This is a genomic window from Paenibacillus oryziterrae (assembly GCF_042610485.1).
GTDB lineage: Bacteria > Bacillota > Bacilli > Paenibacillales > Paenibacillaceae > Paenibacillus_AQ.
Genome location: NZ_JBGJZO010000015.1, coordinates 14,614 through 34,395, shown reverse-complemented (window position 1 = coordinate 34,395; position 19,782 = coordinate 14,614). Strand labels below are relative to the sequence as shown.

The 19,782-nt window shown below is 44.4% G+C and carries 21 protein-coding genes; 9 read left to right on the top strand and 12 right to left on the bottom strand.

Translation table 11 applies throughout. From position 1 onward, the window contains the following. Positions 1-294 precede the first annotated feature (294 nt). Both ACAN55_RS15955 and ACAN55_RS15950 read right to left on the bottom strand, forming a co-directional pair. Entirely contained in the window at positions 295-984 is a 690-nt protein-coding gene (locus ACAN55_RS15955) for an LrgB family protein (RefSeq protein WP_379134732.1), read from the bottom strand. Further along, complete coding sequence (locus ACAN55_RS15950) at positions 978-1,409, bottom strand: CidA/LrgA family holin-like protein (RefSeq protein WP_379134730.1); 432 nt, start codon at positions 1,407-1,409, stop codon at positions 978-980. The genes ACAN55_RS15955 and ACAN55_RS15950 overlap by 7 nt, the downstream gene beginning before the upstream one ends. 724 nt (positions 1,410-2,133) lie before the next feature. Here ACAN55_RS15950 and ACAN55_RS15945 point away from each other — a divergent pair. From ACAN55_RS15945 to ACAN55_RS15935, 3 genes are all read left to right on the top strand, one after another. Then, the gene (locus tag ACAN55_RS15945) at positions 2,134-3,777 is read left to right on the top strand and encodes a glycosyl hydrolase family 18 protein (protein ID WP_379134727.1); all 1,644 of its coding nucleotides are present in this window, start codon (positions 2,134-2,136) and stop codon (positions 3,775-3,777) included. 197 nt (positions 3,778-3,974) lie between these two features. Then, on the top strand, positions 3,975-4,121 hold the full coding sequence (locus ACAN55_RS15940) for a hypothetical protein (RefSeq protein WP_379134724.1): 147 nt from the start codon (positions 3,975-3,977) through the stop codon (positions 4,119-4,121). A gap of 73 nt (positions 4,122-4,194) precedes the next feature. After that, positions 4,195-4,428: a ferredoxin gene (locus ACAN55_RS15935; RefSeq protein ID WP_379134721.1), complete on the top strand. Its 234-nt coding sequence runs from the start codon at positions 4,195-4,197 to the stop codon at positions 4,426-4,428. A 103-nt stretch (positions 4,429-4,531) separates the two neighbouring features. Here ACAN55_RS15935 and ACAN55_RS15930 read toward each other — a convergent pair whose 3' ends face one another. Next, positions 4,532-4,789 (bottom strand): DUF2164 domain-containing protein, encoded by a 258-nt coding sequence (locus ACAN55_RS15930; protein ID WP_379134719.1) that lies wholly within the window; start codon positions 4,787-4,789, stop codon positions 4,532-4,534. After that, complete coding sequence (locus tag ACAN55_RS15925) at positions 4,782-5,360, bottom strand: GNAT family N-acetyltransferase (protein ID WP_379134717.1); 579 nt, start codon at positions 5,358-5,360, stop codon at positions 4,782-4,784. Before ACAN55_RS15925 ends, ACAN55_RS15930 begins: the two co-directional genes overlap by 8 nt. Positions 5,361-5,591: 231 nt before the next feature. On the opposite strand from ACAN55_RS15925, the gene ACAN55_RS15920 reads away from it, so the two are divergent. The 3 genes from ACAN55_RS15920 to ACAN55_RS15910 are packed head-to-tail and all read left to right on the top strand — an operon-like array spanning position 5,592 to position 7,834. Next, the gene (locus ACAN55_RS15920; RefSeq protein ID WP_379134714.1) at positions 5,592-6,356 is read left to right on the top strand and encodes a glycosyltransferase family A protein; all 765 of its coding nucleotides are present in this window, start codon (positions 5,592-5,594) and stop codon (positions 6,354-6,356) included. A 4-nt stretch (positions 6,357-6,360) separates the two neighbouring features. Next, positions 6,361-7,182: a glycosyltransferase family protein gene (locus tag ACAN55_RS15915; RefSeq protein ID WP_379134712.1), complete on the top strand. Its 822-nt coding sequence runs from the start codon at positions 6,361-6,363 to the stop codon at positions 7,180-7,182. Positions 7,183-7,219: 37 nt separating this feature from the next. Next, a complete protein-coding gene (locus ACAN55_RS15910) occupies positions 7,220-7,834 on the top strand; it encodes a class I SAM-dependent methyltransferase (protein ID WP_379134710.1) in 615 nt (204 codons plus the stop codon). Between the two features lie 60 nt (positions 7,835-7,894). On the opposite strand, the gene ACAN55_RS15905 is transcribed toward ACAN55_RS15910, so the two are convergent. The 5 genes from ACAN55_RS15905 to ACAN55_RS15885 are packed head-to-tail and all read right to left on the bottom strand — an operon-like array spanning position 7,895 to position 13,719. After that, complete coding sequence (locus tag ACAN55_RS15905) at positions 7,895-8,545, bottom strand: acetyltransferase (RefSeq protein WP_379134708.1); 651 nt, start codon at positions 8,543-8,545, stop codon at positions 7,895-7,897. Then, on the bottom strand, positions 8,538-9,647 hold the full coding sequence (locus tag ACAN55_RS15900; RefSeq protein ID WP_379134704.1) for a DegT/DnrJ/EryC1/StrS family aminotransferase: 1,110 nt from the start codon (positions 9,645-9,647) through the stop codon (positions 8,538-8,540). The genes ACAN55_RS15905 and ACAN55_RS15900 overlap by 8 nt, the downstream gene beginning before the upstream one ends. 15 nt (positions 9,648-9,662) lie before the next feature. Next, complete coding sequence (locus tag ACAN55_RS15895) at positions 9,663-10,349, bottom strand: glycosyltransferase family 2 protein (RefSeq protein ID WP_379134702.1); 687 nt, start codon at positions 10,347-10,349, stop codon at positions 9,663-9,665. Then, positions 10,288-12,951 (bottom strand): glycosyltransferase, encoded by a 2,664-nt coding sequence (locus tag ACAN55_RS15890; RefSeq protein ID WP_379134699.1) that lies wholly within the window; start codon positions 12,949-12,951, stop codon positions 10,288-10,290. Before ACAN55_RS15890 ends, ACAN55_RS15895 begins: the two co-directional genes overlap by 62 nt. Positions 12,952-12,984: 33 nt before the next feature. Continuing rightward, the gene (locus tag ACAN55_RS15885) at positions 12,985-13,719 is read right to left on the bottom strand and encodes a glycosyltransferase (protein ID WP_379134696.1); all 735 of its coding nucleotides are present in this window, start codon (positions 13,717-13,719) and stop codon (positions 12,985-12,987) included. A gap of 195 nt (positions 13,720-13,914) precedes the next feature. Here ACAN55_RS15885 and ACAN55_RS15880 point away from each other — a divergent pair, with 195 nt between their 5' ends. Beyond that, complete coding sequence (locus ACAN55_RS15880; RefSeq protein WP_379134693.1) at positions 13,915-14,652, top strand: glycosyltransferase family 2 protein; 738 nt, start codon at positions 13,915-13,917, stop codon at positions 14,650-14,652. Between the two features lie 507 nt (positions 14,653-15,159). Here the strand turns inward: ACAN55_RS15880 and ACAN55_RS15875 are convergent. From ACAN55_RS15875 to ACAN55_RS15865, 3 genes are all read right to left on the bottom strand, one after another. Further along, entirely contained in the window at positions 15,160-16,029 is an 870-nt protein-coding gene (locus ACAN55_RS15875; RefSeq protein WP_379134921.1) for a lipoate--protein ligase family protein, read from the bottom strand. Between the two features lie 86 nt (positions 16,030-16,115). Next, complete coding sequence (gene lipA / locus ACAN55_RS15870; RefSeq protein WP_379134690.1) at positions 16,116-17,021, bottom strand: lipoyl synthase; 906 nt, start codon at positions 17,019-17,021, stop codon at positions 16,116-16,118. Between the two features lie 204 nt (positions 17,022-17,225). After that, complete coding sequence (locus tag ACAN55_RS15865; protein WP_379134687.1) at positions 17,226-18,347, bottom strand: discoidin domain-containing protein; 1,122 nt, start codon at positions 18,345-18,347, stop codon at positions 17,226-17,228. A gap of 179 nt (positions 18,348-18,526) precedes the next feature. Between ACAN55_RS15865 and ACAN55_RS15860 the strand changes: the two genes are divergently transcribed. Together ACAN55_RS15860 and ACAN55_RS15855 are read left to right on the top strand one after the other, a co-directional pair. Next, positions 18,527-19,054 carry a hypothetical protein gene (locus tag ACAN55_RS15860; protein WP_379134684.1) on the top strand — a complete coding sequence of 176 codons (528 nt, stop codon included), beginning with the start codon at positions 18,527-18,529 and terminating at the stop codon, positions 19,052-19,054. A 25-nt stretch (positions 19,055-19,079) separates the two neighbouring features. Further along, the gene (locus tag ACAN55_RS15855) at positions 19,080-19,748 is read left to right on the top strand and encodes a Type 1 glutamine amidotransferase-like domain-containing protein (protein WP_379134681.1); all 669 of its coding nucleotides are present in this window, start codon (positions 19,080-19,082) and stop codon (positions 19,746-19,748) included. Positions 19,749-19,782: the final 34 nt, after the last annotated feature.

Below are 19,782 nucleotides of genomic sequence, written 5' to 3'. Positions count from 1 at the left end.
TTGAAATCTGAACACAGCATATGCTTTCGATGCTAGCTTTCCTAGGGAAAGCTTTCGGGCGGACGCTAAAGCTCCTACAGTTCCAAAATTCCCCTGCGTTACTTCCGCTGGCCTAGCGTGTATCTCCACCAAAACACTTACTTGTTTTGGGGAGATAAAAGGAAAGGGTAATCCGAATCAGCCATGGCTGATGGATTACCCTTTTTACATATATTTCTTTGAAGCCTGCTAGCTTCAAGGAATATACTCTCTAAAACTTGTACCGCCTTTAACTCATCCACTACTTCCTAATAACTAAAACAGCAACCACACCACCAGCGGTGCGACGACTGAACCGGCAATTGCGCATACGGTCATGGCAACGGAGCTCATTGAAACGGCTTCCTCGCCGTATTCCAGGGCTTTTGCTGTACCTAGTGCATGTGAGGCTGTTCCGAAGCCGATTCCGATACCCGAAGCATCTTTCACCCGAACCAGCTTTAGGACAAGCGGTCCGGCGATAGCGCCTGTGAATCCGGCAATCATAACAAATACCGAGGTCAATGCGGACTTGCCGCCAAGACTTGCCGAGATTTGGATCGCAACTGGCGTGGTGATGGATTTAGGAAGGATGGATAGTATCACATCATCCGGAAAACCGGCAAGCATGGATAGAAGGATTCCGCTGAACATTCCGACCAGCAGTCCGGCGATTGTTCCTCCAAGCACAGCCGGTAGATTTCTGCTAAGTACATGACGCTGTCTGTATAGAGGATAAGCCAAGGATACAACTGCCGGCCCCAGCATCCGGTTGATCCACGCTCCGCCAATCATATAAGTATCATACGAAATATGGAATGCTAGCAGTAGCACCACTACTGTAAAGGTCGCAGTGAGTGCAGGAATAAGAACGGGCAGACGAAATCTCCGATAGATCTTGGACATTACCAAATAAATTGCAATAGTGATCAGTATAATTCCTATAGCAGTTAAGAAGGTCAACATTCTTCCCCCTTCTCACGCACAATGCTTATCCCCTGCAATCCATTAAGATCAGCTTCGGCAGTGGATTTTCTCTTTCCCAGCCCCGCCAGCCACTGGCTAACCTGTGCCGAAACTCCCATGGTGAGTATTGTGCTTAGGATCAGGATAACAATCAGCAGCAACCCTTTTCCGCTGAAAAGGGACAAGTGGTCAACAATTCCGGCCGTAGCCGGAATAAAGAATAATGGCAGGTATCCCAGCACTGCGGTAGCCCCCTGCTCAATCCAGCTAACGGGTACAACCTTGCACAACAAGAGAATAAACAGCAGCAGCAGTCCCACTATACTTCCGGGTATCGGGAGATGCGTCCACTTTTGAACATAGTCTCCAGCTAAATAAAACAGGTAGAGCAACCCCACCTGAACGATGATCCGTGAAAATTTCATTCGCCTCGAAGTCCCTTCATCGCTTGTACACTATTCTATATAAAACCTTGAACTCTATCAGACTAACAGAGTTTTCATGATTTTTTCAATGCATTTATGAAACTCGTATGAATTTTGCGGAAAACCGGACAATGATACTGTTCTATTCCTTAAAGCTCAGTTAGAATCACGTCACATCTCAAATATATCAAATGGATTTATATGTTATTTATGGATGACGATGCAGTGTATTTAAGACAAAATCCCCCTCGTTCTTCAGCTACATTCCCGCCACAAGTCCTGCTTCTTACCAAGGACATTTGAATCATTTTTCAAAAATTTTCCATAACTTTCCATGTAAGGTTACGAGGACTTCGGATCTCTTTTTCATTGATATACCGCTGTTTCTTAGTACGAACCACACTTAATGACCCGAGCTTCCAGCACTGAATGTTGAAGATTTTATCCCTAAATTCTGGAATTTTCTCCCTAGCTAAAAATGGTAAATTGACTGAAAATAGAAATAACCAAATCGCTTCTCTGTCGATTTATCTCTTGTCCTGTCTGGAAATTTGTTAGCGCTGTTTAGGCGTAAGAATTTCAAATGACTAGATTACGAGATATAAACACATGAGGAGAGTGCAGGTAGCTGCTGTCGTTAAATCTCCGTTTGCAATGTTGTCTTCTCCCTGTTTCCAGCTTGAAACGTTTTCAAACCAGGAATGAACGAAGGAGGCCAAATGGAATGTTTGTTATGAAGAGCAAATTTCGCAGGAATTTCTCCATCGGAATGGTCGTGGCACTGGTTCTTACTCTTATCTCAGCTTTAGGTTCTAATGTCAAACCGGCAAATGCGGCAACGAATTATAAGCTGGTCGGTTATTATGCCTCATGGGCTGCGTATGGAAGAGCTTTTAACGTCTCTGATATCGATCCTACCAAAATGAATGTGATCAACTATGCGTTCGCAGATATTTGTTGGAACGGCATCCACGGCAATCCCGATCCGACCGGACCCAATCCGGTGACCTGGACCTGCCAGAATGAGCTAGGACAGACGATCAATGTTCCGAACGGAACGATCGTGCTTGGTGATCCCTGGATCGACGCAGGTAAGAGCTTCGGGGACGACAAATGGGATGATCCCATCAAAGGAAATCTGAAACAGCTGTGGAAGCTGAAAGAACGGAATCCGAATCTCAAGACAGTAATCTCCGTCGGCGGATGGACATGGTCCAACCGGTTCTCAGATGTGGCTGCAACGTCTGCGACTCGTGAGGTGTTCGCCAATTCCGCAGTCGATTTCATCCGCAAATACAAGATGGACGGTGTTGATCTCGACTGGGAATATCCGGTGAGCGGCGGCCTGGCAGGCAATAGCTATCGTCCGGAAGATAAACAGAATTACGTGCTGCTCCTGCAAAAAATCCGTGAAAAACTGAACGCAGCAGGTGCCGCAGACGGCAAGACGTATCTACTGACCATCGCATCCGGCGCAGGTCCTGCCTATGTCCAGAATAATAACCTGTCCGGAATCGCCTCCGTAGTCGACTGGATTAACATTATGACTTACGACTTCAATGGAAGCTGGAACACCACGACCGGGCATAATGCTCCGCTCTATTATGATCCTGCAGCTGCGAATTCCGGGTTGACCGAACCGGCTAACTACAATATAGACAAAGCAGTAACCAGTTATCTGCAAGCTGGCGTTCCAGCTAGCAAGCTGGTGCTAGGCATGCCTTTCTACGGCCGCGGCTGGGGTGGCGCACCAAGTACCGGCAATGGTCAGTATAAAGTATCCACGGGTATATCCTCTACGGGAACCTGGGAACGAGGAAGCTATGATTTCTACGATCTGGAAGCCAATTATATCAACAAAAACGGCTATACCCGGTACTGGAACAATGTCTCCAAGGTCCCTTATCTCTACAATCCTTCCAACCAAACCTATATCAGCTATGACGATGTCGAATCCTTTGGTTACAAGACCAGTTATATCAAAAGCAAAGGCCTTGCCGGCGCTATGTTCTGGGAGACGAGTGGCGACCGCAACCGGACACTGCAGAACAAACTAAACGCCGACCTCGGAGGTCCAGTCGTGTCACCTACGCCGACGCCATCTGCAACAGCAACACCTACTCCCACTGTGACACCGACAGCGACACCAACACCTACACCGACTCCAACAGCAACGGTTACACCGACTCCAACACCAACAGCTACTCCAACAGCAACACCGGGATCCTCTGCCTGGGTGGCGGGTAAAGCTTATAAGGTGGGAGATATCGTGACTTATAACGGAAAATCTTACTCCTGCCGCCAAGCCCATACTTCATTGCAAGGCTGGGAGCCACCCGCAACTCCTGCTCTTTGGCTGCTTCTTTAATATACTGATGTCCGTATAATCTTCATCAACCATGGCACCATTGCCCACACTTCATCCCGAATTCAGATTGGATAACTGATTGGATTCCTTTAATATAACCTGTTATCAGTACCTCTTAGGTGCAGATGGCAGGTTATTTGTAAAACCCATTTTATTCCACCTATCTATTTACAGCATCCCCCCAGGGGGGAAATATTATGAGAATATTCTCTGAACATACACAAGCTGAAGACAAGACGCATAATCACGACCACGGTCATGAACAACATGAGCAGATTGTGAACCGCCTGTCCTGGATTGAGGGCCGTATTCACGCGGTCAAACAGATGACTATAGAATTTTGAGGATTAAAATAGGTTGTGATGGAATATTCATTTAGTATGTAGTCAGCTTGCCACTAAAAAGGAGAGACGAACGATGAGTAAATATGCCATTGTAGACAAAGAGTCCTGTATTGCCTGTGGTGCCTGCAATTCTGCAGCTCCCGACATTTTCGACCTGGATGACGACGGTATTGCAGAGGTTATCTATGCGGGTGACGGCAACAGGGGAATTATTGATATCGCGGTTGACTTCCTGGAGGATTTGGAGGAAGCCATTGAAAGCTGCCCTACCCAATGCATTCAACTGGCCTCCACTCCTTTCGCTTAACTAAATATAAAGGCTCTGTTAATAAGAAAAGGGGCAGTCTCCTTGGTAGAATGATCTACTTTGGAGATTGCCCCTTATTCTGCAACGCTGTTCATTACGCTAATTATCTTGTGCGGCGCTGCATTGGCTGCTCAAGTGCATACATTTCGTCTTCGATCTGGAGCATTTTTTGTCCGACCAGGGTTCTGGCATCCGATACCGCTTTATTGTAGACATACGGTCCAATTTCACCCAGCATGAAATCCAGCAGTTGCTCTGCTCCTAGATCCCCCAGTGTCTCTGAACGCTCTTCCTCGAAGTAGGCCTGAATGCTGCGTACCAGCTCCGCCTTCTCTTCTTTCGGCAATTTGATATTAATCATTGTTTTTTTCCTCCTCCGGTTTCAAGAACAATCCCATTCCGATGAGATCAAGATATTCCCCGTTCTCAAGTTTAATCTGCTTCTGCTGCAGGCTCTCTTGTACAAACCCCACGCTACGGTATAACCCGATAGCCGGCTCATTGGAAGAGAACACATAGAGAATAATTTTCTCAATCCGGCGGTTCGCCTTAGCCCAACGAATCAGCTCCAGCAGCAGTACCTTGGCCGCTCCGCTCCCCCGGTATTCCCTTCCAATACTAATCGATATCGTACCCGTATGAGCAATCCGCCGTCTGTGCCCGCACTGCAAATCCAGAAAACCAACCACTTCTCCCTGATGTTCGGCTATCAGGACCAGATTATCCGGCTCCCGCTGTACCTTCTCAATCCAGGAACGCTCATCCTCGGCCGTTAGGTTGAATTCTTCCGCAGTGGTGAGCAAATATGGCTCATTCTTTATAATACTGGTGTTATAAGCCAGAACCTGATCTGCGTCTTCTCCAGTAGCTGCCCGGATCGTGATATTTCTGCCCTGCTTATCAGTAAATTCTATCTTCGTAAAAAGCCCCATCTCTATTCCTCCATCCGGAAGGTTATAGGTACTATTCTAATCGATTTCAAATCAGACGGAAATGGGACATTCATCGGCCCTTGAGAACAGAGATTGCATGCCAATATAGATATTTCATTAGCGGTCCAAAGATGAACTAGATTTGCTTAACTGCCCTCTCCATCAGCGTAAACCGGAATATTATAGTTTATCAAGAATAGTACGCATCAAGAGCAAAGTGAGGTGGACAAATTGAGTCCTAAAATTCCGTGTGTAGTATTAGTCTTTTATAATGCCGATATTATTGCCAAAACCATGGATTTTCTGCAGCAATACTCAGACAGGCTAGATTTCACGGTCGTTGAGAACAAGAGTATTCACACTGATTCCACTATCAAACCCTATCTGTTAAAACTTGTTGAGGAGAGGAAGATTTCCCGATACGTCCTATTTAATGAGAATATTACAATGAATGCGTTACGGATGACCTTCGATCTTGGGCTGGTTAACCTCTCCGACAGCAAATATGTGATGATAACCGATGGGGATTTAATTGTAAATAACGCCGATTTTTTATCCGAGCAAATCCATATCATGGATTCCCATCCGGAGCTATTTGCCTGCGGGGTAAGTTTATGCACCGATAACCTTCCACTAAATAATTATCCTGAAGCTAACACGTGGATCCCGAATGATATAACTGTGTTTGAAGATTACATCGAAACCCTAACAGGCGCTCACCTAACCTTAATACGGTCAGAGGACTTTATGCTTTACCTGATCTATAGCAAACAAATGAATTATACAATCCTGGATGTTATGATGCATGAATTTTGTTACAGGATCCTTGGTAAACGGTGGGGTAAAACCAAGATCAGCAATGCTGTTCATTTAACATGGGATGTCTATGCCGACAGCAATCATCCTTACCAGCAATGGAAATCACAGATGAATCTTCATCAATTGTTTGTCCATGATAATTATTGTTCTTATGAGGTGTACGAGAGCAAGCAATAAGAAAATGTCTCAAGTAGAGGTGAATGAGCTTCTTATGGACTCTGATAAAATCTGTTTCATCTATTGTGTTAATCAGTTCCACTTACTGAAGGAATCGATGAAGTATCTTTCAGCTCTTTTTATCCCTGAAGGCATCAATGTTGAGGTATTGACCATTGCGAACGCCAAAAGCATGGCTTCAGGATACAATGAAGCCTTGAGTAAAACTAACGCAAAGTACAAGGTGTACCTTCATCAGGATGTTTATATTCTAAATCCGAATTTTATTGTGGATGTGTTGAATATTTTTCAACAGAATGCAAAATTAGGGTTATTCGGGGTGATTGGATCTCGCTATCTGCCATCCAGTGGAATGTGGTGGGAATCTGCTGATAACTATGGTCAAGTATTCGGGAGCCATTCGGGTACTATGGAGCTTCTGGCTTTTAACAATTGCGAACCCGGAAATGCCTGCCAAAGAGTTACAGCTGTGGACGGGTTGCTAATGATTACTCAAGCAGACATTCTATGGCGCGAGGATTTGTTCCCAGGGTGGCACTATTACGATATTTCCCAGTGTATGGAGTTCAGCAGAGCCGGTTACGAGATAGGGGTCGCTTTTCAAGATACTCCTTGGGCGCTTCATGACTGCGGAGTTGCGGATCTATCCGGATTTGAAGAGAATCGTGTCCGTTTTATTCAAGAATATCAAGAGGAAATGCGTGAGAAATTCGCAGCTTATTACCACGATAGATGCAAGCTCAGTTTATCCGATTCATCGTTCAGCAGGGGTATTGATTTATCTCTTCTCAAGAGACATCTGGATGAATATGGGCTTAATTTCTGATCATGGAGATATACCAGTAAAGGAGCACGATACATGAATGTATACTAATAATGAAGTTAATATAGCGGCAATGCTTGAGCAGGTTCGCGGCACAGAAGGATTTTTGATGGAACTGGAGATGCTTGCTCTTCTTCATTTGCCCTTACTTGTCAATCATCTTCCCGGGGATATTGTAGAAATCGGCTCCTTCAAGGGTAAAAGCACCGTTGCTCTGGCTCTTGGGAGCCAATATCTCACTAGCAAAAAACGCTTAGTTTATACCATCGATCCTTTCACTCATCCAGCACTGCCGGCTAATTATGAAGAGGATTTTAGGATAAATTTAATAAAAGCTGATGTTGAGTCCTTCGTAACTGCCATAAAAAAGCCCAGTCAATCCGCTTATGACGATTGCCCCCCATCAATCTCCGCGCTCTTTATAGATGGAGATCACAGCTATGAAGGGGTTGTACACGATATTATTCACTATGCTTCAAGGGTTGTACACGGTGGGATTATTGCCTTTCACGATTATTCCTACAAAAACTCCCCCGGATATGAATGGGCAGAATTGCCAGGCGTTACTAAAGCGGTTGATGAACTATGCGCACAACAAAACTATGCTTATTTATGCGACTATAATAGCCTTCGTCTTGTTCGAAAGCTGAAGTAGATTCAATATTGTACCTGCATGATCCTGTTACAAAAAGCAGGGACTTTCCAGTCAGCCCATTCATGGCTGATGAGAAAGTCCCTTTTTTAATATAGCTGGAACGCCGGCATACAGGACATTTGACGGAACATGCTCTTTCACAAAAGAACCTCCGCCGATCATAGACCACGCACCAATCGTTACTTTTTCACGGATAGCTGAGCCTGTGCCGATAAAGACTCCTTCTTCTACCGTAACATTGCCGCTTATGTTTACGCCCGGGGAAATAGTGGCATAATCGAAAATTGAGACATCATGAGCCAAGGTAACGCTCGTATTTACAATCACGAAATTACCGACAGATACGTTAATGCTAACTATCGTCCCTGCACACAAAATACAACCCACACCCAGACGGGTGCTTCGCGGCAGGTAGACGGAAGGATGAACAAGTGCCCCGGACAGACAAAATCCATGTTTCTGCGTTTTTTGAACAAATTTCTTCTTAATCACAGGATCTCCGACCCCGGCGCATATGATCTCCACACTGCCTTTCCACTTGTAAAGCTCTGTGATATCTCCAAGAATAGGAACACCGTCAATAACAGTTCCTCTTACCTCCGGTCGTTCATCAAGAAATCCTGCAACTTCTCGCCCCAGTACCTCGCATAAAGCTAGAACCTCGCGCCCCATTCCCCCGCATCCCCAAATGACCAACTTCTTATTATTCATTTGCCAAACACTTTACAATCCGCTGAATTTGATGATGCTTAATATCCTCCCAAACAGGCAGGCTCAGGATACGTTGGCTGATGTCCTCAGTAACAGTAAGCCGGGTGGCGGGGTAATGCTGAAACATTTTTTGTCTATGGCATGGCGGTGAAAAATAAGTTCTCGCTTGAATGCCTGAAGTTAGCAATTTATTTATATAATGCTCGGTTTTTTGACTTTGGGGACACAATATCGGAAAAAATTGATAATTAACCGTACCTGCCGTCGCTTGAACCCTCCATCCCGACTCCGGTAGTTTATGCTTGCCTAATGCCTTCATGTACCAATTCCCTATTCGCTCGCGATTTGCGATTTTCTCATGAAATACGTCCAGTGTTGCCAGTCCTATAGCCGCTGAATATTCAGACATTTTCCCGTTCAACCCCAATTGCATGGATTCCCGCTCCTCGTTAAAGCCAAAGTTGGAGGACTGCCGCAAATTTCGGATCAAATTTGCGGCACCGCTATATACGAGCCCCCCTTCTCCGATTCCGAACGATTTAGTGGCATGAAAACTATAAACGACTGCTCCGCCAAACCCCTGGAGGTGATGCTTCTCCTTGATTGACCCGAAGCTTGAAGCCGCATCGACGATAACGGGAATGTTCCGGCGAATCAATGATTCATAATAGGCAAGATTTAGTTCGGTGCCGAACGTTGCGTATGGCACAACAACGGCAACGTCATCCCCTAGTGTCTGCAAAGCCTCCTCGAGCAGCTCTTCATCCATGCACCAATCCGTCGGCTTGATATCAATAAAATATGGCTCCAGTCCGCACCATACTGCGCTTAACGGGGTAGCAGCAAAGGTGAAGCTGGGCATGAGCGCGTATTTTCCGGGGCGTTTCAATTGAGCTATCGATAAAATTAAGCCAGTTGTCGCATTATTGACAGTAGCAACAGCTCCTTCATTACCGAAATATTCCTGTAGAATTCGCTCTTCAAACCTCCTGTTCAGGGGGCCATTATTGCTATATATTCTAGATGCATCAATTTCCGCCAAATAACTTTGATACGACTCCATGGGTACGACAAGAGGACGCAAAAACGGAATCTCCTTCATCACAAAACACATCCCTTAATACTTGAAAGTAAGAGGATCCGGATATCTTACTGTCTTTATCCCGAGTTCGAGCATACGCCGAACTTTATTCCAATCACCTGGCTCGTTTAGTAAATAGGACTGTGGATCCCACGGCACACATTTCAACCAATGATGATAAAACATGGAAGAGGTCGTCACTTTTGCACACATGAGCGGTTCAGCATCATTCACGGCCCAGTGCCCGGGAAGATATGCGAAGTAAAAGGGATGATAGATCAAGTCTGCCCGTGTAAGCTTAGCGTACTCAACCAATTTCTCAATACGATCTGCAGTATATTCATCGTCGTCATCCAGGTGAGTAATAAAATGGCCGGAGGCTTTTTCCAGTGCTTGATTGGTTGGAATGCTCCCCGCGACGAGCCAACGTTGAACAGGTTCATCTGGATATTGACCCCTGCTGGATAAATTCACAAACTTAATTCTTGGATCATTAAAGCCGCGTACAACTTCCTCTGTATGATCTGTGCAGGCATCTCCGATAACCAGGATCTCCAGATTCGTGTAGGTTTGCAGAACAGCCGATTTCAGGCTGCGAGTCAGCAAGAAATCGGCTCGATTGAATGTCGGTATACAAACCGTAACAAGAGGTCGTTCCAGGTCAAATATATCCGTGTACTCCTTGGTACTGGCCGCTCGTAAATAATCCGCCTGGTTCACCACTACCCTCACCTCCCGTAAAGGAATATACTTGGTCGAATTTCGTATGCTGAATAAACTGCTCGTTATTGGTCAGATAAAGATTCGGTCCGAGCTTACGTAAGCCATGTACCGGTTCGGATAGGTAAGTTGACACAATGGCGATTACCACCAGCTGGTCATTGTTGCAAGTGGCCAGAAGCTTTTGGTGCCATTCCTCTTTTAAATCAGTCCATTCTTTGGGACAACAAATCAGTATGGCGTGTTTACCATTAGTGGCCACTATTTCGGCTATTTTAATGCTGTCATATACGTTTATAAACAGTGACAAAGGCAAATTTGGCTGTTTCCACTTTCTTTTCCATTTTGATTCGAAATAAGCTTTATTCTTTTGAAATAAGCTTTTATATTTCTCTTCACTCCATTGTTTAAAGACCGAACTTCCCTGGTGATAGACAAAAGCATCTTCAGCAACTGCCAGACGATAGCCCGCTTCAATCATACGCAAACAATAATCGTCATCCTCAAACATGCCATACCCGTAATTTTTGTCTAGATGACCAATATGAGCGACGACTTCTTTTTTAAAGGCTACACAGAAAAAACCCAGCAATTCCGTATAACGTATTCTTTGGTCATATAGTTTGTAGAACTCGTCAAGCCAAATTCGATTAGGGCCAGTTATTTCATCAGCAATGAAGAAGTCCAGCTTTTGATCGTTGCCTACGTGATTGGACATCGGACCAACTGCACCAATGTTGTGGTCAATAAAGAAAGGACGGAGCAATCGGGAAAGCCAGCCTTCCGGGACAATCGTATCGTTGTTGAGCAGAACAATATATTCCCCTGTAGCATTAGTTATACCTATGATATTCCCCTCTGCAAATCCAGTGTTCTCGGGAAGCAAAATGGGCTTTATTCTTGCTTGGCTGTAATTTAGCAGTTGCCCTGGCGTTTCATCTGCTGAAGCATTGTCCACAATAACAATTTCCAGTCGCGGATAACTGCTATTGCTGAGTACGCTATCGATACACCGACGACTCAGTTCCCAGTTATTATGTGTTACGATGATAATGCTCACTTTAGGATAGAGCCTTTTTTGGATAATCGTTTGAAAGGAATCATAACGTTTCTTCCACGTATTCTCGGCTGCGAAATGTTTACGTCTCTCTATCCAATTAGTTCCGTCGCTTTCTTGAAGAGCCTCTCGTATCGAAGCTTCGAATTGTTTGGCACCACTGGCAAGCTTAACATAATCTGTCATATTGCTCAGTTCTGGCAGCTCTGAGGATATCACTGGCTTGCCTGCGGCCAAATACTCGTAAACTTTAACAGGATTGGTGGCGATTGTCAGTTCATTGATCAAGAACGGGATGATACAAACATCGAACGAATGGATATATCCTGGAAGTTCAGAATAGGGCTTCTCTCCCAGGAAGTAGACATTATTCAGCTTCTCGATTTCCGTTATATCACTGAGATACGTACAGCCGATTAGAACAAAGCTCCAGTGAGGATTTCCAATAGCCAGGTCGTAAACCAGCTGCATGTCAAACCAATCGGCAATCGCGCCTATATAGCCGATAATAGGCCCACTCACCTGCGAAATATCTGCGGGACGATTCTTTGCTCTGCCCGAAAAATGATCAAAATCTCCTGCATTGGGTACGAGATACACAGATGGATTAAGCTGTTTAGCTTTGTTATAGAGATGATTCGAGGACGTGACTATGACATCAGCCTTATCCATAAGAACAGGTTCGAGCGCCAAGAGCTCTGAAGAAGTATTTGAGAATCCGGAGTGTTCATCCATGCAATCATAAATGATTTTATTATCCTTCAATTCGAATACAAGTGTCGACCAAAACGGCAGATCGACGATCGACACAGTATGAGTAATACCGAACCCTTGCTTTAGAGCCTCTAGAGACCATTTCAAGTATTGAAGGTCTAATAAATGGTTGATTGTATTTCGGTATACATTCAAAACAGAATATGAGCAGAGCTTCACGCGCCATACATTTTTCTCCACTTCATCTATTTGGATCTGTGATTGAATATCTTCAAACGTCGCATTCTGAATTTCTATTGGCAAACTATCGATGTAGAAATAAAATACCCGGAAGCCATTCTGCGCAAATTGACGGCTTATTTGTTGCGGTCTTTGCCAACGGTAATCCCAGTCAATGATGGGGAAGCAGAATAAATCGATACTAGGACTGCCTGGCTGATTTAATTTCGCCGTATACTCTTCAACCAATTTAGGATAATGATTGCTTTCTAATGATTTGCCGTGAATCGGCTCTTCAACCCATTGTGAAGGATATACATTTTCCACTGGTTTGTCATAAATCTGCTTTTCAATCAATTTGGGAGAATACATCTGATTTGCATATTTGTTATTAATACCACTCTCACCGAGTAAAGGTAAGTTCCTTTGTAACGCTATGTTCGGTTTAATAGGCGGTACTTTGGGGTGAATCGGTTTTCTTTTCTTCGTTTTCTCCCAGTAATGAATCTTCTGAATCATTTTTTTCTTTTGTAAACGCGATTGTTTTTTACTCTTATCCCACTCAATAACTTCATTCAGCATTCTTAATAATCTGCGCTGCTCTTTTGTATACACGTCAGCCCACCTCTCCAATCGGTCTCTCCCTTATCAGATGTTAAAATATTTCCTAATACTTTCAGGATGTTTGCCCTCATAAGGGACTGTTCTCACATCGTATTCTTCATGACGATAAGACCAATTGGGATCACCCGAATTATTATATAAGTTAACATCTCCTCGCCGGTTATCGTTAAACTTGAATCGCTTCCCAACCGCATAATGATAATGATAAAGCGGTACATTGATTCGTTCTGACGGCAGTGACCAAACATCACCCGCTTCACTATGCAGAGTGCAGTGATGTTTTTGATCCCGGTAGCGAATCCCTTTCCTATTTCTCCACATACGTACGATATCATTTGACCATCTTTCATCATTTGGCGCGTTAACGCGCACGGTCCACGGATCTTTCCAAAAATTTATCATCGGAAACAGGAATACGTCAGCATTGGTTTGCGCCATTTTCTTAGGTAATACAGTCTTTATAGCGTCATCGAATATTTCGTCGGCATCAATATTGGCGATCCAATCCCCTCGGGCTTCGTTAACCATAAAATTTCGCACAACCGACTCATTCCAGTCATCGGAGTATGGCGTTCCCTGTTTTCTAATAAATAAGCGAATATTGCATTTCCCCATATACGATTTGATAATTTCTACTGAACGATCCGTGCTCCCTCCGTCGACAATGATGATTTCGTCTGCATAGGATGACAAGCTTTCTAAGTATCCGGGTAAGAACGTTTCTTCGTTTAGAACTGGTGTAGTAACCGTTAAAGTCATTTGGCTCACACTCCACTTTTCTTATGCACTTAGTCTATTCCCGCTGATCCAGAAAGAACGCAGCATTCACCTATTTTAATCCCGCTTGTTTATTTCGACACAAATAGTCCTTCATCCATATCGTTATAGAGCTTATTTTCATATTTTGAAGAGAATACGATCACCGGAACGATTTCAGCAAAGGGGGATTTGTCTATGGGTACGGATTTAGTTATTGTCACCTTCAATTCTGTTTCTACGATCAAGAGGTGTTTAGATGACATCCAAAAATATACGCCTGTTCCTTATAAAATCATCGTTGTGGACAATGGAAGTACCGACGGTACGCTTGAGTATATAAGAGGCCGCAATGAAGTTGCATTAATAGAGAATGGTTGTAACAGAGGGTACTCAAGTGCGGTCAATCGAGGGATAATGAGCGGTGTTTCTGAAACGATCGTTGTGATGAATCCGGACGTTTTCGTTACAAACGGATGGCTGACTCCACTCCATGAGCTGCTCTGGTTAGACGAAAAGAATGCCGTTGTAGCACCTAAATTGATCAATAGCAAGAACCAACTGGTGGGTGTGGGAACAAACTGGGATTGGACCGCTCCATATTTTATGTGTCCCAATGAACCTGGCCTTCTAGAGGAAACAAGAGCATGCTTAGCAATAAACGGAGCATGTTTTCTATTAAAGAGGAATCTGCTGGATAAGCTGGGATTGTTAGATGAACAGTACTTTCATTACTTTGAAGAAACGGACTTTTGCTTTAATGCTAATTATTCAGGCTTCCGCGTCTTATTCTGTCCAGCCAGCACCATTTATCATGAATATTTCCCGAATCCGGAACGAGATCAGGCTATACGTCAGTATTGGGAACAAAGTGAAGCGATCTTCAATGCCAAGTGGAGTTATCCAGGCAATGGTATCGTCTCAAAAAATCTTTGAAAGAAATTAATGTCAAAATTTCACCATTCAATATTTACAATAAACACAATATCTTTTGGGTGCAATGAAGGTCTCGAGCGACCATTCCAACATGAAAGAAACGCAGTCACGATACTAGGCTTAAGAATTTAATAGAATGAGCACTCCCGATGGGGGTGCTTCTGTTGAAATTCATTCTTATATGCTGCTGCCTCTCATTAATAAAAATTTATTTCTGCTCGTAAATACCTGTGATTTCTATCAAAAAGATTATTGAAAAAAGGCGTGAAGTTTACGATGGAGCCGACATAAATGGACGGACAACCAATTGCCGTATTCGACGACACTTACAGCAAGCTTATTCAAATGATTATGCAAAATTAGTAAATTAAGAAAGGTTGCTTCATCACCCGATTAATGGTCTTACAACAGAAGCCTCCACATGCACTGTGGAGGGCTTCTGTTGGTGTTATATAGTTCAAATAATTTGACGTTATTCCCAAAATTACGTCTTAAAATTATTATCCTTTATTTCTTCAGATTCCAGCTGTCCGCACCATACTTCTCGGCAGCAAGCTGAGTCGCCAGCTCCATCTCGAACTCGGTCAACGTCCCTGGGATTAGCTCCGTACCCAGATTCTCGGCGAAGCCGGAGTGAAAGGCTTCTTCTAAGTTGTGAATCGTCGCTGGAGGTTGCCCTTTCCGTTGCAGGCACGAATTAATATCCACTGCTTTACGCTCGAATATTTTTTTCATCCGCTGCTTGTCCGTAGGATCGGTGAAGTGCAAGACGTCGAACAGCAGATCGGAATCCAGTTCGAGAAGAATGGAGCCGTGCTGCAGAATGACTCCCTTGGAGCGCATCTGAGCGCTTCCCGCGATTTTCCTGCCTTCGACGACGAGCTCGTATTTGGATGGAGCATCGAAGCAAGCTGCCGACATCGGCCTTCCACGCTGGGAACTGCGATTGTGCTCATCTGCCAAGGTTTGTGCCTCCGTAGATTCCACGCCCGACATATGTGCATCCAGTCCTAGCTTACGGAAACCGAACAGCAGCCCCATGCTTAGCACGCGGTATGCTTCCACTACGCTTGCCGGGATACCGGGATGATTCTCCGAGACGATGATGCTGTAGGTGAGCTCTTGGTCATGAAGCACCGCCCGGCCACCAGTCGAGCGCCGCACGAAACCGAGGCCGCGCTCGCGTAGGGCATCGAAGTCCACTTCCTTAGCAGCCTGCTGGAAGCACCCGATGGACAACGTCGCCGGGTTCCAGCCGTAGAATCGCACAGTCGGCGGCACAAGCCCCCGCTCATGCGCGGTAAGCATCGCTTCGTCGATCGCCATGTTCTCCGCAGGCGTCCGGTTCCCCGTGTGTACAAACCTCCACATTGACATCACACCCTGCCCTCTACTCATGATTTATAACCTGCCGCGTTCGCGGCCTTGCTCTGTTTCATCCGTTTGCATCTGGAATACTCTCCTCAGCTCTCAAGCACAGCGGCTTCCGTACCTGCTGCAGATGCCTTCGCACTCTCCGTTTGCTCCCGTGCATGATAGGAGCTGCGGACGAGCGGACCTGCCTCGACATGGGCAAAACCCAGCGCCATCCCCTCCCGCTTCAGCTCAGCGAACTCCGACGGATGATAATAACGGTTAACTGCTAAGTGCTTTAAGGTAGGCTGCAAGTATTGCCCGATCGTCAGAATGTCGCAGCCTGCGTCTCTCAAATCCCTCATCGCTTCGATGATTTCTTCCATTGTCTCGCCTAGCCCGACCATCATGCCGGATTTCGTCGTCTGCTCCGGACGCAGCTCCTTCGCCAGGCGCAGCACGGACAACGATCGCTGGTATTTCGCTTTCGCCCGAACTTTGTCCGACAGGCGGCTTACTGTCTCCAGATTGTGGTTCAGAACATCAGGTTTCGCCGCCAGCACAAGGGCAAGCCGCTCCGCTTCCCCTCCCAAATCCGGAATCAATACTTCGATATTGGTTAGCGGAGCACTCTCTCTCACCGCCGTAATCGTCGCGGCAAACATCGATGCTCCGTGATCGAGCAGATCGTCACGGGCAACGGAAGTGATAACGACGTGCTTAAGTCCCATCTCCTTGACGGATTGCGCTACATGCCGTGGCTCCTCCAGATCGAGTTCCGTCGGTAAACCCGAGGTAACGGCGCAGAAACGACAGGCGCGTGTACATATATTCCCCAGAATCATAAAGGTCGCGGTCCGCTGGCTCCAACATTCGTAGATGTTGGGACACTTTGCCTCTTCGCAGACGGTGTGAAGCTTGCGTCCACGCATCATTGTATTGATCTCTTTATAGCTGTCCCCGGTATTCAGCGATATCTTTAACCAATCGGGTTTGCGTTCTCTTGCCTTCTGCATCTTCAGCCCCCACTTATTTGGATTAATGAACGATTCGTATACCCCGGCGCTCTTAAAGACGCCACCGCCACAAGTTTATACTGGATTATGGCGGAACTCGACATAGATCTAATGGAGACCCAAGTCTATTTTTATCATAGCTTACAGCCTGACACGAAGATTAGGCAAGGTATATTCGTCAGTTATTTAAAAATCTTAGTATATTTAAGTGATGCCCAGTTCCGATACACAGGTGTCACTAAACTTGGTGCCCGGTACAACTTCCAATATCTGAAACGTCAGGCTGGTCGCTTTTATTGGCAACGGCAAACTAAATTCTGTATCCTTCGTGAAATCGGCAATCATCGATGTACCGTTGGAAAAAGTAATTCTGGCTTTACGCACACTGTTGTTCTCTAAGTAAGAAGATACGGATTTACCATAGCCCGGTAAAATATCTAGAGTAGTGATTTCAACGGGTTTTGCAAATTGAATGGTAAAGCTCTGACCCACTCCGTTCCCTTTAACCCCTTCGCACCAGCATGAAGCAGTATCACCATCGATCAACTGGTTTGTCGTATAGGAGGCTGCTTTCGATTTAGCCAGAGTAGATGTTGCCGTGATTGTTGACACTTTGAACTCCTTGTAAGACTTGTAGGCATTCGACCACGAATCTTTCATATTTATCGCTGTTTTGGTATGAAGATTTATTTTATATTCTGTGATAAAAACACCTCTTACAAAGACGCTCACATAGGAAATCCAATTCTTGCTTCCTTCATTGTCTGCAACGGGATAATCAAATTTCACGAGAGCGGATTCCTTGCAACCGCAGACTTTGGACAGAACCTTCAGATCATCTCCCGGCTTTCTTTCCTTCCCTTCATACGGATCACGAATAAAACTTCGCTTTTGCATAAAAATCGGGTTGACGTAATCCGGAAGTGTTCCCAATTGAAGTAGAATTAATCCACTCTTGAAATGAATAGTTCCTTCACCCAGAGCCTTGTACACCTTTCCGTCCTCATTATATGCATCATATTCATAGGTGAATTTCACAGGCTTTTGTCCGTCAATAACGATCGGGGTTACCGATTCAATCGTTGGTGCGTCCCAGTCTATGATCTCATACTTCAAATTAACAGTGTCTGTCTTCTTATCCATCTCAATAACAATAACTCCGTCGATTTCTTCATTCTCCACCAGCGCTTTGTCAACCCATTTGCCAACATAGGAAGACGCTGAAGCGCTGGCCGTTGATGAAGTTGCGTAAGTACTTAATGGGAACAGACAGGAAAAGAATACCGCAGCTGCTAAGATACTCGTAATTGCTTGTCGAATGGTCATATTATCTTCGTCCTCGTTTCATGTATCAGTTCAGTATCCTACCTATTCGCTGGATGGCATTAACTTCCTTCTATTATTGAAATAGAAAATCCCAATGACATTCATCATCGGGATCATTTGCCTATAAAAAGAAGTATGATATAATCCCTCCGATCTACATCTTAGCCGGAGGTATAGTCATGAAAAAATGGCTTGTTGTATGTTGTGTTATCGCTTTAATATGGGGTGGCTGCAGTTTGATTATCACACGGCCTCATTCAAAACAAATCGAACGCACGTTGAAAGGGCTACAATATAATGTTGGAACTGAAGAAATTACTGGTGATGGCGCGCCAAATGATGCTCAAAACGGAACAGAACTTAATATGTTACTTCATAAAAGCGGTGACGGTCTTATGTCTTATCATATGGATTTTAATACATTCGTTTCTAGGAACTCTTCTGATCCAACGGTCGATCCTATGAGTATGATAACTTACAATGAGCTTTATGGTGGACTGTTTGCCGATTCAGATTTCAGAACAATCACAATAGAAGTTCGCAATCAAGAGCACCCCACATTAATAACCGGAAATGCTGATACTAGAGATAATGCACTTTTTATTGCTGATAAATTAATGAAGGCATATTTCAAGAAATTTCATTTGAATAATTATATTGAGCATTATGAAAGTGTACTAGGGAATGTAAGCGAAATGGTTGAATAAATAATACATATGGAGGTAATTAAGTTTGAGTACTCACTACTATCTCAGTTGGTTTAATGATTTTTTTCCAGAGAAGCTGGTCCAATGGTTGCATGAGGATATAAAAGATAGAAAATCACTAGTTCTGATTAGCGCTCAACCGTCTGGTTATAAAGGTAAGCAAATTAACATTGATGATGTTTCTGAAGCAACATGGTTAACAGAGGCTAACATTATTTTTGATGAATATCATTTCATTGATTACCGAATTCAAAAGGAAGAGGCCCAGCGATTCATTCACAACGCTTCTGTCATTTTTTTATGCGGTGGAGATCCTGTTTTGCAGAACGATTTTTTGGCGGAATATGAATTATCAGATGTTATTAAGAATAGCAATGCCGTTATAATGGGTGCCAGCGCCGGTGCTATAAATATGGCTGCAAAATGGTTAAGCTTGAAAAACACTAGCTATGAAGTCGAAACAAGTACTATTTATGATGGTATTGGCATTAATCATTTTGCCTATGAATCTCATGCTAAACGCGACTACGCCACGTTTGTTCAAGGCTACCTATTCCCCTTGTCTGAAGAGATTGATGTTTATGCAGCAGAACAGGAGAGCGCTATGCGTGTAAAGGACGGCAAAATAGACACAATGGGTCCTATATATTTAATTTCCCACTCTAAGATTCAGAAATTGGTTGAGACGCTCTAATTAGGGTTTTGTCCACCAATTCAATTAATTATAG

Bases quoted from the DNA above. Each gene is read 5' to 3' on its own strand.
- ACAN55_RS15955 (WP_379134732.1), bottom strand. From the start codon at position 984: ATGTTGACCTTCTTAACTGCTATAGGAATTATACTGATCACTATTGCA.
- ACAN55_RS15950 (WP_379134730.1), bottom strand. From the start codon at position 1,409: ATGAAATTTTCACGGATCATCGTTCAGGTGGGGTTGCTCTACCTGTTT.
- ACAN55_RS15945 (WP_379134727.1), top strand. From the start codon at position 2,134: ATGTTTGTTATGAAGAGCAAATTTCGCAGGAATTTCTCCATCGGAATG.
- ACAN55_RS15940 (WP_379134724.1), top strand. From the start codon at position 3,975: ATGAGAATATTCTCTGAACATACACAAGCTGAAGACAAGACGCATAAT.
- ACAN55_RS15935 (WP_379134721.1), top strand. From the start codon at position 4,195: ATGAGTAAATATGCCATTGTAGACAAAGAGTCCTGTATTGCCTGTGGT.
- ACAN55_RS15930 (WP_379134719.1), bottom strand. From the start codon at position 4,789: ATGATTAATATCAAATTGCCGAAAGAAGAGAAGGCGGAGCTGGTACGC.
- ACAN55_RS15925 (WP_379134717.1), bottom strand. From the start codon at position 5,360: ATGGGGCTTTTTACGAAGATAGAATTTACTGATAAGCAGGGCAGAAAT.
- ACAN55_RS15915 (WP_379134712.1), top strand. From the start codon at position 6,361: ATGTCTCAAGTAGAGGTGAATGAGCTTCTTATGGACTCTGATAAAATC.
- ACAN55_RS15910 (WP_379134710.1), top strand. From the start codon at position 7,220: ATGTATACTAATAATGAAGTTAATATAGCGGCAATGCTTGAGCAGGTT.
- ACAN55_RS15905 (WP_379134708.1), bottom strand. From the start codon at position 8,545: ATGAATAATAAGAAGTTGGTCATTTGGGGATGCGGGGGAATGGGGCGC.
- ACAN55_RS15900 (WP_379134704.1), bottom strand. From the start codon at position 9,647: ATGAAGGAGATTCCGTTTTTGCGTCCTCTTGTCGTACCCATGGAGTCG.
- ACAN55_RS15885 (WP_379134696.1), bottom strand. From the start codon at position 13,719: ATGACTTTAACGGTTACTACACCAGTTCTAAACGAAGAAACGTTCTTA.
- ACAN55_RS15880 (WP_379134693.1), top strand. From the start codon at position 13,915: ATGGGTACGGATTTAGTTATTGTCACCTTCAATTCTGTTTCTACGATC.
- ACAN55_RS15875 (WP_379134921.1), bottom strand. From the start codon at position 16,029: ATGTCAATGTGGAGGTTTGTACACACGGGGAACCGGACGCCTGCGGAG.
- lipA (WP_379134690.1), bottom strand. From the start codon at position 17,021: ATGCAGAAGGCAAGAGAACGCAAACCCGATTGGTTAAAGATATCGCTG.
- ACAN55_RS15865 (WP_379134687.1), bottom strand. From the start codon at position 18,347: ATGACCATTCGACAAGCAATTACGAGTATCTTAGCAGCTGCGGTATTC.
- ACAN55_RS15860 (WP_379134684.1), top strand. From the start codon at position 18,527: ATGAAAAAATGGCTTGTTGTATGTTGTGTTATCGCTTTAATATGGGGT.